Origin of the sequence: Rhodococcus sp. SB1D, assembly GCF_048573875.1 — a bacterium.
GTDB lineage: Bacteria > Actinomycetota > Actinomycetes > Mycobacteriales > Mycobacteriaceae > Rhodococcus_F > Rhodococcus_F qingshengii.
Genome location: NZ_JBMAIQ010000016.1, coordinates 85338 through 96945, shown reverse-complemented (window position 1 = coordinate 96945; position 11608 = coordinate 85338). Strand labels below are relative to the sequence as shown.

Genomic DNA, 11608 nt, shown 5'->3' with positions numbered 1-11608 from the left:
ATAACCGGGGGGGGTTAAAAACCCCGCACAGCGCGGAGCGCGGCTGCCGCTTCCTGCGCGACTACTGCATCGGTGACGTCGTATCCGTCCGATCCCCCACCAGGTCCGCCGGAAACTGCGACAACCTTGCGCGCCGAGAGATGCACCGCATCGACGCCGACGGCAGCGATTGCCGGGATGTCGTCGACGGTTATTCCGCCACCGGCCATGATCTGGATCCGGCCCGCGGCATGTTCGACCATTCGACCGATCTCGTCGAGTCCCTCATTGCAAGTGTCCGCACCCCCGGACGTCAGCACGCGGGTCACGCCCAGGTCGATCAGTTCGTCCAGCGCGGTCAGACGGTCGGTCACCACGTCCATCGCACGATGTACTGTCACCTCGACCCGCGCACGGTCCACGCATCCGATGATGCGGCGCAGCACGACGGTGTCGATCGAATAATCTTCTGTCAGCGCGCCGATCACGATGCCGGAAGCTCCACCGGCCACAGCAGCATGTACGTCGTGCTCCATCACCCACACTTCGTCGGGTGAGAACACAAAACCTCCGGCGCGCGGACGGATCAGCGGGTGAACCGCGATCCCCACTTCCGACGCAGCCTCGATCACTCCGATGCTGGGCGTCAATCCCCCCGTGGGGCCGAGTGCCGCACACAACTCGACTCGAGTCGCTCCCACCGAACGCGCGATCCTCGCCCCCCGCACGTCCTGCACTGCCAGCTCCAGAACCGTCATGTCAGAAGGGCTGCCACGACGGCTTGTGTTCGAGCGCATACCGGTAGTAGTCGGCAAGTTTGAGTGAACTGGCCGCAGCTTCGTCGATGACGACGGTGACATGGCGATGCAATTGCATCACCGAAGCCGGGCAGAAAGCAGACAACGGACCTTCGACGGCAGCGGCGATCGCGTCAGCCTTGCCTTCTCCGGTCGCGATCATCACCAGATGCCTTGCATCGCTGATGGTTCCGAGCCCCTGGGTGAGCACGTGATGTGGGACGTCGTCCACACCGTCGAAGAAGCGTGCGTTGTCGATCCGGGTCTGCTCGGTCAGCGTCTTCACGCGGGTTCTCGAGGTCAACGACGATCCGGGCTCGTTGAAGCCGATGTGGCCGTCGGTACCGATGCCGAGCAACTGCACGTCCACTCCCCCGGCCGCCGCGATGCTCTGGTCGTACCGGGCGATCTCCTGCTCCGGGCACGGCGCTTCACCGTTGGGACTGGACACCATCGCGGGATCCAGGTTGACGTGATCGACGAACTCCGACCGAATCACCGAGTAGTACGACTGCGGATGGCGTTTCGGCAATCCCAGGTACTCGTCGAGCAGGAATGCCCGAGCCAGCGAGAAGTCGAGTTCGGCGTCGCGATGCCTCGCTGCCAGTTCACGATAGGTTCCGATCGGCGACGACCCCGTTGCGAGACCGAGCGTCGTCGCCCCGGCTCTGACGTAGCCTTCGACGATGTCCGCGACGGTCGAGTCGACCTCCGCGGGTGTCGGCTGAATTACGATTTCCATGATTTTTCCTCTCCGGCGGCTTTTCCGCCGAGTAGTACACGCCCCAGGCGCAATTGACGATCGGTGACCACGATGTCGGCCCGGCAGCCCACGGCCAGCGATCCGATCAGGTCGCCAAGTCCCAGCAGACGCGCTGGGCTCCGAGTTGCCGCTGCGACAGCATCTTCCAGCGCGACACCGCCGTCAAAGACAGTGCTGCGAAGCACGTCGAGCAATCTTGCAGTCCCTCCGGCGATGGCACCGGAACTGCCGTCGGTGGTCGCGAGTCTTGCTACACCGTCGGCAACCGTGACGTCGAGCGCACCGAGTTGGTAGTCGCCGTCGTCCATTCCCGCCGCGGCCATCGAATCACTGACCAAGGCGATCTGGTCCGGTCCGACAGCGTCGAAGACCATCGACACGGTCTCGGGCGCAAGATGCACACCGTCTGCGATCAGTTCCACCACCATCTCGCCTCTCGCGGCAGCCGCCAGGCACGCCGCGACGGGACCCGGAGATCGATGGTGCAGGGGCGGCATCCCGTTGAAGAGGTGGGTCGCGCTGATCTGTCCGGCCCAATCCCCGTGCACCGCAGCATCGATGCGCGCCGACGTCGTTGCCGCGTCGGCATCGGTGTGACCGAAACTCGGCACGATGTTGCGATGACGCATGATCGCGAGCAACTCTTCGAAATTCTCGGTCTCGGGCGCCAAGGTCATGGACCGCACGGTCCCACGCGCGGCGTCACACACGGCTTCGAGCAGATCCGGATCACCGGGAATGATCGCCGCCGGATCCTGGGCACCGCAGCGGACGCCGTTGATGAACGGCCCCTCGAGGTGGATACCCAGAAGTTCTCCGCGTTCGACCAGATCGGCGAGCATCGTTGCTTGTCGCACCAGATCTGCGCGCGGTGCGGAGACCAGGCTGGCCAGCATTCCGGTCGTGCCGTGCTCGCAATGGTGCGCCGCCGCGCGGCTCGCTCCATCGGCGTCGGTGTTCGGGAAACCAGCACCCGCGGCGCCGTGGCTGTGGACATCGATCAAGCCGGGCATGATCACCGCGTCGGTGCGTTCCGGAATGACGACGACGGGTGCGGAAGCCACGTAGTCCGCAGCCGAGCCGACCCAACTGATCTTTTCGCCGTCCACGACGACGACTCCGTCATGAATCTTCCCGGCCGGAGATCCGATCACAGTTCCCCGCAATACGATCGGATCGCCGACAGCAGCCGAGCCTGATGTACTCATGCCGACTCGCGAATCCGCGCGACGGCCGCTCTACCCTCGATCGGGTTTCGCGCGCCCCGCGCCGCCGCGGCCATGTCCTTGCACACCGCCAGATCGAGAGAGGCCAGTTGCGCGCGAACTGCGCCCAATGCCGGGACCGACATCGACAGACTCGTCACGCCCAAACCGACCAGAACCGGAGCCAACAGCGGGTCAGACGCGGATTCTCCGCACACACCAACAGGTTTTCCGGCATCGGCGCCCGCCTGACCGACCATCGCGATCAGATCGAGGACCGCCGGCTGCCACGGATCGAGCAGCTGCGCCAGACCTCCGGCCATACGATCCACGGCGCAGGTGTACTGGCTCAGATCATTGGTCCCGATACTGACAAAATCGAGGTGCTCGAGGATATCCTTCGCCCGCAACGCTGCAGCTGGAACCTCGATCATTGCTCCGACCTTGCCGATCCCCCGCGAACGCGCAAGTTCTGCAAAGTCTTTCGCCTCGTCGGCCGTAGCTACCATCGGCGCCATGACCCACAGATCGGCGCCCGTCGCATTGCCTGCCGCCGCGAGGGCGTCGAGCTGGCAGATGAGTGTGTCGGGATAAACCGTGCCGACACGGAGCCCGCGGATACCAAGGGCCGGATTCTCCTCGACCCCGAGATCGAGAAACGGCAACGGCTTGTCCGAACCCGAATCGAGAGTGCGGACCACCACCTTCTGTCCGGCGAAGTGCCCGAGCACCGACGCGTACGTCTGTGCTTGCTCCTCCACCGACGGTGCGTCGTGACGCCCGAGATACGAGAATTCGGTACGGAACAGTCCGACGCCCTCGCAATCCGCCGCTCCGGCCCGCGCGGCGTCCTCGAGGGTTCCGATGTTGGCCGACAACCTCACCGCGAACCCGTCACGCGTGCGTCCTGGACCCTGTGCCGAAGCCGACTGCTCTGCCACGAACGATGCTTCGAGGACTGCGCGCTCGCGCGTTTCTGCCGAGGGATCGATGGTGACCGTCCCGGTGGTGCCGTCGAGGATGAGAAGTTTCCCCTCCGCCAGCAGATCGGTTCCCGAGCAGTTGACCACGGCCGGGATTCCGAGCGACTTCGCCAAGATAGCCGTATGGCTGGTCGGACCTCCTTCGGCAGTCAACAATCCGACCACGTCACTGGTGCCCAGCGTCGCCGTATCCGCCGGAGCGAGGTCGCGCGCCACCAGTATGTACGGGTAACCGGGAGTGGGGATTCCGGGCATCGGCTCCCCTCGAAGAACGGCCACGGCTCGCTGCCCGAGATCGCGCAGATCGGTTGCCCGTTCGGCCATGTACCCGCCGAGCGCCGTGAGCTTTTCACAGAAGGCGTCGAAGGCGACTGCGACGGCGTGTGCGGTCGGCAGCCCCGATTCCAGGTTCGCCTTGGCCGCCTTCACGATGCCCGCGTCGCGCGCCATCGCAGCCGACGTCGTCAGGATCTCCGCGGAGACGCCCTCGACTGTCTTTGCACGCGAGAGCAGTTCCTCCGCGACGGCGTCCAGTGCCTCACGGATCCTGATCAGCTCTGCCTCGGGACTGCCCGTGATCGGGTCCGCCGCCGAGGTCGGCTCAGGCGTGGAGAATCGCAACCACGGCGCGCAGACCGAACCCGCGCTCACTCCGATACCCGCGATGCGGTTGTCCACACTCGCCGTCATCAGGCTTCGTCCAGTTCGGATGCGAGAAGCTCTGCGAGCGAACCGACCGCAGCGTCGGCGCCGTCACCGTCAGCACGCAAGGTCACCGAATCCCCGAATGCTGCACCGAGAGTCATGACAGACAACATGCTGGAGGCATCGACGGGTTCGCCGTCGCCGAGCGCGATGGTGACGTCTACCGGTAGATCGGCTGCGGCGCGCGCGAAGAGCGCTGCGGGTCGTGCGTGGAGTCCGACGCGGGATCCGATTGTCGTGGTTGCGATCGCCATGTTCAGCGTCCTTCCAGTTCCTTGTCGAGCTTGTTTTCCAGTTCGGCGACGAGCGGGGCGTCGGTGCGGCTGTCACCTTCGGCAGCCAGTGCCAGTTCGGCCTCGAGCAGCGCTGGGTCGGGCTCACCTGCGGCCACCTCGACCTCTTCTTCTCGTCCTGGCGTGCGCAGATTCCACTTCTTGATGACGAAGCTGAAAAGGAAGTAGTAGATCACGGCGTAGCCGAGTCCGATCGGGATCAACATCCATGCGTTGGTTGCCTTGCCGAAGTTCAACACGTAGTCGAAGAAGCCTGCGGAGAACGTGAATCCGTCGTGAATCCCCAGCGCATTGACCAAGGCCATCGACGTTCCGGTCAGGAGCGAGTGGATGACGTACAGGGGCCACGCGACGAACATGAAGGAGAATTCGAGCGGCTCGGTGATACCGGTGAGGAATGCGGTCAGGCCGGTGGAGAGCATGATGCCGCCGACGAGCTTCTTCTGAGAAGGCTTGGCGTTACGCCAGATTGCGAAGGCTGCAGCGGGGAGGGCGAACATCATGATCGGGAAGAAGCCGGTCATGAACGTACCGGCGGAGGGGTCGCCGGCGAAGAACCGGTTGAGGTCACCGCGAACGATTTGACCGCTCGCGTCCTGGTAGTCGCCGATCAGGAACCACACGGCGGAGTTCAAGATGTGGTGCAGGCCCGTGGGGATCAGGAGGCGGTTCGCTGCGCCGTAAATGCCGCCGCCCACAACGGTATTGGAAGCAACTGCTTCACCGACCCAGTTGAGGCCGGAGTTGAACAAGGGGTACACGAATGCCATCAGGACACCGACCACAAGACCGGTGATCGCTGTCAGGATGGGAACGAGCCTGCGCCCGTTGAAGAACCCGAGATAATCGGGAAGCTTCGTTCGATAGAACCGCTGCCACAAGATCGCCGACAGCAAGCCCATCACGATACCGGCGAGCACACCGTAGTTGATCAGGGATTGATCCCCGTTCGGGTCCGTCTTCCCTTCGAGGACGATCGGCGACATCGCCTTGAACACGCCGTCGATCACCATGTAGCCGACGACGGCTGCCAAGGCAGTCGATCCGTCGGCCTTCTTGGCCCAGCCGATCGCGATACCGACGGCGAAGATCAGCGGCAGCCACGTGAAGACTGCTTGTCCTGCCGCAGAGATCACTGCAGCAGCACTGTGCATCGAACTGAATCGCCCGAGCAGGTCGTCCTGGCCGAGGCGGAGCAAGATTCCCGCAGCCGGCAGAACGGCGATCGGAAGCATCAAGCTTCGGCCGAGGCGTTGAACCCCGGCGAACACTTTCGATTCCTTCTTCGGGGTGTCTTCGAGAGTCATCAAGGACCTTCTTCGTTCGCCGGGCCGCGTCGCGATCGGCCGCTGGTTCTGGAAATTCGGGTGTCGTACACGTGCAGGTTTCGTGAAAATGCAGGTCACGGTTCTTGCTCGGAAGTGAGGCCGAAACCGTTTTGTAGAAACTGTTGTGGAGCCGGACTTCCAACGGGTACTGTCCGGTCATAACCAGTTGTAGTTTTACCTGGTGGAGGCGAGTTGTCAACACCCAAATGTGACATACGTAACCGGGATAGCCTTGACCAGCAACTAGTCAGCCCACCTGTACGACCGTTCAACGATCACGACCAACCCGACAATCAGGAGCAGCAAATGTCGAAAGCGGAAGCAATCATCAAGGGCCTCGGCGGCGCAGAGAACATCGTCGAGATCGAGGCTTGCATCACCCGCCTGCGTACCGAGGTCAAGGACGGAGCGAAGGTGAACGAGTCCGCTCTCAAGGCTGCCGGCGCACACGGCGTGCTCAAAGCCGGAACGGTTGTCCAGGTCATCGTCGGGCCCGAGGCCGACACCCTTGCCGAGGACATCGAGGACATCCTGTGACGGTCGTCCTCGCCCCGCTCCCCGGTCGGGTCGTCGCACTCGCTGACGTACCGGACCCGGTGTTCGCTCAGCAGATGGTCGGCTCGGGCGTCGCGATCGAACCCGCTCGCGGTCAGGGCCCACTCACGGTCGTGGCGCCGATCAGCGGAAAGATCCTGAAACTTCACCCCCACGCGTTCGTGATCTTCGGCGAGAAGGCCACCGGCGTGCTGGTCCATATCGGCATCGACACGGTCAAGCTCGAAGGCGACGGATTCACCCTCATCGCCGCCGAGGGTGACACCGTCAATGCCGGTGATCCCGTCGTCAGCTTCGATCCAGCGCACATCGACACGACCGGTTACTCGGCGATCTGCCCGGTAGTCGTGATGGATTCCAAACCGGACACCGTCGAATCCCCTTCCGTCGGTGGGGACGTCGCCACTGGCGACACTCTGTTCGACTGGTCGGCGTAACGCAAAGGGCGAGCACACCGGAAGGTGTGCTCGCCCTTTCGCTTCGAACGATGACTATTGGTCGCCGCGCGTTTTGGGCCGCGCTTGGCCCTGGACTTCCATCTGCAACTGGTAGCGGTCGGATCGGTACCAACTGCGAGTGTGCTCGACCGGTGCGATCTCGCTGAACGACACTCGATCGAAGTACAGAACCGGAGCGCCCTTACGAGTGCCCAGGAGAGTCGCGATCTCCGTACTGGCACCATCGGCACTGACTGTCTGCTCTGCCCGATCGATCGGCTTGTCGTACTTGTCGGCGGTTGCCCGATAGATCGAACCCGTCAAGTCCATGTCGAGTAAACCCGGCAACAGTTCGGGATTGAACCAGCCGTCGTCCACGCTCACCGGCTCGCCGTCGGCAAGGCGCAAGCGCTTGACGTGGTAACCGTCGGAACCCGGTCGCATATTCAGTGCGGCAGCAGTGTTTTCGGGGACCGGCCCCTGTTCGCTGACCAGGACCACCGTCGTGGGGTGATGCCCCTGGGCGCGCATTTCCTCGGTGAAGGATGCAAGGTGCAGCTTGGATTGGACAGCACGGTGCGCAACGAAGGTTCCCTTGCCACGCACGCGAACGAGGTGTCCGTCATTGACCAGTTGCCCGATTGCCTCGCGAACGGTGATCCGACTGACGCCGTAGTCCTGCATCAGGTTTCGCTCGCTGGTCATCAAGTCGCCAGGCTGGAGCTCTTGGGTGCACTTGCGCAGGAGAATGGTGCGCAACTGTTCGTGTTTGGGTATTGCGCTGTCGCGCAAATGAACGGGCATCACAGCGACTGTCCCTCCGAGAAATGAATAGTCGTCTATTCGCCGACGACAACGACCTGAAATCGCAGGCAGGTCCCGACCGGACCGGTCCAATTAACGATACTGGAATTTACGACAGGAAACTAGCACCAGTCCGGAGTTGTCCGATTTCAACCGTCCAACCGTCGGTAGATGGACCGTATTTCGTCCAAGGCGACGTTCTGCTGAGCCATGTCCAATCCCAATGCCGCAACCGCCTCGCGCAACCGCCTGATATCCAGATCGTCGATCGCCGCGCGAAAAGGCACCTTCGGTAGCGCAGGGAGGGCAGCCGCGATTCCGAACCAATTCTCGACGTCCACCGAAACAGTCGACTCGTCTTCCACTCCCCCGATCAACTGCTCCAGGTCGACCCCGCGAAGTCTCAGCAACCTGAGCGGATCGGTGTCGATTCGCTCCGCGGTCAAGAACGCCACGGCCGCAGCGTGTTTGCACGGCCAACCGACATCGGGGCAGGTGCAGTCGAAGCGAAAAGCCGACGGGCCGTCCGGTATCAGTTGAGCAGCAAGCATGTCCGGGACAACGCCGGACACCAGTGCGGCAAGACTTCCCGGCACGCGGCGGATCTTGGTGATGATGTCGTCGATATCCGATTGGTCAAGGGTGTCGATCGACAGCGTGGAAACGAACGGTTGAAGTTGGCTGCCCTGAACCTCGGCCGTCACCACTCCTGGTTCGATGTCAAGCGCCAAGACCTGACCCGAACGCGCATACGTACGCCCACGCGTGACACGAGGTTTGTCGCCGATCTCTTCGACGACCCGAACAAAAGCCTTGCCCCAGAACGTCCTCCCGAACGCTGGACGAGGCTTGACCGGCGCGGGTGCTCGCCGTCGAGGCCCGGTGTACTCACTGAAATCGGGGCCTTTACCGCGCGGACTCATTCGCCCACCGCGTCGTCGCCGAGTCGCAACAACTCGTCCAGTTGCTCGACGCTCATCTCCGTCACCCAGTTCTCACCGGTCCCGACTGCAAGTTCGGCGAGTTCACTTTTACTCGCGATCATCGTGTCGATTCGCTCTTCCAAGGTTCCGACGCACACCATCTTGCGTACCTGAACGTTCTTTCTCTGACCGATGCGGAAGACACGGTCCGTCGCCTGGTTCTCTACCGCCGGGTTCCACCATCTGTCGAGGTGAACCACATGGTTGGCCGCCGTGAGATTCAGACCCGTGCCGCCGGCCTTGAGCGAGAGCACCATGATGGGCGGGCCGCCTTCACCTTGGAATGCCTCGACCATTGCGTCGCGCCCGGCTTTCGACACTCCGCCGTGGAGAAACGGAACTTCGGTGGTGAACCGGTCGGCCAGGTACGGCACCACCAATTCGCCGAACTCACGAAACTGTGTGAACAACAGAACCTTCTCGTCGTCGCCGATGACCGACTCGACGATGTCCTCGACCAGTCCGAGCTTTCCCGAACGGTGTTGCCCGCGGCGCATCACCGGCGAACCGTCGCGCAGGAAGTGCGCGGGATGATTGCACACCTGTTTGAGTTTGGTCAGCGCAGACAGGACGGCGCCCTTGCGCTTCATCCCTTCCGTCCCCTTGATCTGCGCCATCATCTCGTCCACCACGGCGCGGTACAACGCGGCCTGCTCTTCGCTGAGATTCGCTCGAACCGTCATCTCCAACTTCTCCGGGAGATCCGCGATCACGGCGGGATCGGTCTTCACGCGCCGCAGCACAAAGGGGGACGTGACGGCTCGCAGTCGCGAGACGGCAAGCTGATCTTTTTCCCGCTCGATCGGTACGACAAACCTTTTGCGGAACATCTGCTCCGAGCCGAGTACACCGCGATTGGCAAAATCGAGGATTGACCGCAGCTCGTCCAGTCGGTTCTCCACCGGCGTTCCGGTCAGAGCAACGCGATGATCCGCGGGGATGCTGCGAGCAGCTCTCGCCTGAGATGTCTTGGCGTTCTTGATGTGTTGAGCTTCGTCGAGCACTACGCGCCGCCAGTCGAGATCCTTGAGGGCCGCGACGTCGCGGGTCATGAGCGCGTAGGTGGTGATCACCAGATCACTCTCACGAACTGCCTGTTCCAACTCCGCCCCGGTAGCGCGATCCGAACCGTGATGAACGTAGACGCGCAAGCTCGGTACAAATCGCGCCGCTTCACGCTGCCAGTTTCCCACGACCGACATCGGGCACACCAAAAGGGTTGCTGTCTTGGACTTCTCGTGCGCAAGTAACGCCAACAGTTGCAGCGTCTTACCCAGACCCATGTCGTCGGCCAGAACGGCGCCGAGCCCGAGGGCACTCATGTACGCCAACCAGTCGAGACCGCGTCGTTGATACGGACGCAAAGTCGCGTTGACCGTCGACGGTACCGCGACCTGCCGCGGAGCCACCGACTGGTCGAGCAGTGCAGAGGCCCATCCGGTTGCTTTCACTTCCTCGACCGGCAGGTCTTTGAGGTCGTCGGCGATCAAGTCCTTGATCAGATCGACGATCGCTCGGTCCCCGCTCGAGTGCCGCTGACTGACAAAACGAGCCGCGCGGGCCAGGACGTCTTTGTCCGCCTGAACCCACTCGCCGCGCAACTGGACCAGATCGGACTTCGCATCGACGAGTCGGGTCATTTCCTCGGCGGTGAGTACCTTGTCTCCGAGCGCCAATTCCCAATCGTATTCCAGCAATTGGTCCATACCGACCGTACGATTCTCCGCAACGATCGGAGATGCCGCCGAGGTCACGCGCACACGCAGGGATGGAGACACCACGTTCCATGCGCGAGGAAGCAGCAGCGTGATCCCTCGCTCTCGCAGGACTATCGCGCCGTGTCCGACCAGGTCCATCACGACAGGTGTGGGCAGCAACAGGTCGAGGCTGTCCTCGTCACGCGGCACGTCGCGAAAACGTGGGTAAGCCTTGATTGCGTCTTCGAGCTTGCGGCTGCCGAGCTGGATACGTTTGGGATCTGCCCGGTGCAGTCGAACACGTTCGGGCGCTTCACCTTCAGGACGCAAACACACTTGCAGACGCCACAGCGCATCGTCGTCGGGATCGGAATTGTCGTCGAGTTCAGGCTCGATCAGCCGCAGAACCAAGTCCGGCTCTCCGGCGGTGAACGTCGACCCCCATTCGGCGAGTCCCTCGGCCGCTCGTACCGACACGTCGTCGAAAGCGTCCCCGGACAACACGGCCTGCCACAGCGGGGTCTGCACCACCGGATGCGAGTCCCCGAGAGCACGACGGACGATCGGGTCCGTGAGTTCGTTCGTGATGTCTTCGATCGTCGCCCTCGGCGAACCGACCGCCCGCTGCACCGGCGGCATCGCCACTACCAGTTCGCCGATCCAGGCGCGCTGGCGTTCCCCCACCGACAACTGCCAGCGTGGCCACCAACTTCCTTCAGCCCGCGTCAGTGCGGGGACCACCCGTCCGGCGCGCACCCACCGGTCTATTCCTCGCGCCACATGTACGAGAAAGTGCAGGTCTCCCGCGATTCGCTGGTCGTCGGCCTTGAACCGCAGCAGGAGATCGACTGCGTCTGGCGGCGCCAACGCAACAGCTGCGTACTCACTCTGCAAAGGCCCGCCAGGTACGGGCGGCATAGCGACATTCACACGATGACGGAACTTGCGATGCAGGACAGCACTGACCGGATCACGGGGATCGTCGGTCCCGGCACCGTCGTGCCCGTCGACCCACAGTTTGAGCCCCGATCCCGGTGACCAGAGTCCATGCAGCATCCGACCATCCAATCAGGTGCCAC

11 protein-coding genes are annotated in these 11608 nt (G+C 62.9%); 2 read left to right on the top strand and 9 right to left on the bottom strand.

Annotated elements, in window-relative coordinates:
- Window positions 1–14 precede the first annotated feature (14 nt).
- Genes ACN50D_RS27930 through ACN50D_RS27905 form a run of 6 tightly spaced genes read right to left on the bottom strand, consistent with a single transcriptional unit; the run spans window position 15 to window position 6032 of the window.
- Complete coding sequence (locus ACN50D_RS27930) at window positions 15–737, bottom strand: copper homeostasis protein CutC (protein WP_419970243.1); 723 nt, start codon at window positions 735–737, stop codon at window positions 15–17.
- Between the two features lies 1 nt (window position 738).
- Window positions 739–1518, bottom strand: coding sequence for a glucosamine-6-phosphate deaminase (nagB, locus tag ACN50D_RS27925; RefSeq protein WP_070160849.1), 780 nt, complete (start codon window positions 1516–1518; stop codon window positions 739–741).
- Window positions 1506–2747: an N-acetylglucosamine-6-phosphate deacetylase gene (locus tag ACN50D_RS27920; RefSeq protein WP_212634094.1), complete on the bottom strand. Its 1242-nt coding sequence runs from the start codon at window positions 2745–2747 to the stop codon at window positions 1506–1508. Before ACN50D_RS27920 ends, nagB begins: the two co-directional genes overlap by 13 nt.
- Window positions 2744–4417, bottom strand: coding sequence for a phosphoenolpyruvate--protein phosphotransferase (gene ptsP, locus ACN50D_RS27915; RefSeq protein ID WP_125051520.1), 1674 nt, complete (start codon window positions 4415–4417; stop codon window positions 2744–2746). Before ptsP ends, ACN50D_RS27920 begins: the two co-directional genes overlap by 4 nt.
- A complete protein-coding gene (locus tag ACN50D_RS27910; protein WP_003941322.1) occupies window positions 4417–4686 on the bottom strand; it encodes an HPr family phosphocarrier protein in 270 nt (89 codons plus the stop codon). Before ACN50D_RS27910 ends, ptsP begins: the two co-directional genes overlap by 1 nt.
- Before the next feature lie 2 nt (window positions 4687–4688).
- A complete protein-coding gene (locus ACN50D_RS27905; protein ID WP_003941307.1) occupies window positions 4689–6032 on the bottom strand; it encodes a PTS transporter subunit EIIC in 1344 nt (447 codons plus the stop codon).
- Window positions 6033–6359: 327 nt separating this feature from the next.
- Here ACN50D_RS27905 and ACN50D_RS27900 point away from each other — a divergent pair, with 327 nt between their 5' ends.
- Together ACN50D_RS27900 and ACN50D_RS27895 are read left to right on the top strand one after the other, a co-directional pair.
- Window positions 6360–6590: a glucose PTS transporter subunit EIIB gene (locus tag ACN50D_RS27900; RefSeq protein WP_003941324.1), complete on the top strand. Its 231-nt coding sequence runs from the start codon at window positions 6360–6362 to the stop codon at window positions 6588–6590.
- Window positions 6587–7045 (top strand): PTS sugar transporter subunit IIA, encoded by a 459-nt coding sequence (locus ACN50D_RS27895; RefSeq protein WP_003941386.1) that lies wholly within the window; start codon window positions 6587–6589, stop codon window positions 7043–7045. Before ACN50D_RS27900 ends, ACN50D_RS27895 begins: the two co-directional genes overlap by 4 nt.
- A 54-nt stretch (window positions 7046–7099) precedes the next feature.
- Here the strand turns inward: ACN50D_RS27895 and ACN50D_RS27890 are convergent, their stop codons facing one another.
- From ACN50D_RS27890 to ACN50D_RS27880, 3 genes are all read right to left on the bottom strand, one after another.
- The gene (locus ACN50D_RS27890) at window positions 7100–7849 is read right to left on the bottom strand and encodes a GntR family transcriptional regulator (protein ID WP_007726130.1); all 750 of its coding nucleotides are present in this window, start codon (window positions 7847–7849) and stop codon (window positions 7100–7102) included.
- 149 nt (window positions 7850–7998) lie between these two features.
- Window positions 7999–8772 (bottom strand): SWIM zinc finger family protein, encoded by a 774-nt coding sequence (locus tag ACN50D_RS27885; RefSeq protein WP_047270178.1) that lies wholly within the window; start codon window positions 8770–8772, stop codon window positions 7999–8001.
- Window positions 8769–11585, bottom strand: a complete 2817-nt coding sequence (locus ACN50D_RS27880) for a DEAD/DEAH box helicase (RefSeq protein WP_064444069.1) — start codon at window positions 11583–11585, stop codon at window positions 8769–8771. Before ACN50D_RS27880 ends, ACN50D_RS27885 begins: the two co-directional genes overlap by 4 nt.
- Window positions 11586–11608 lie beyond the last annotated feature (23 nt).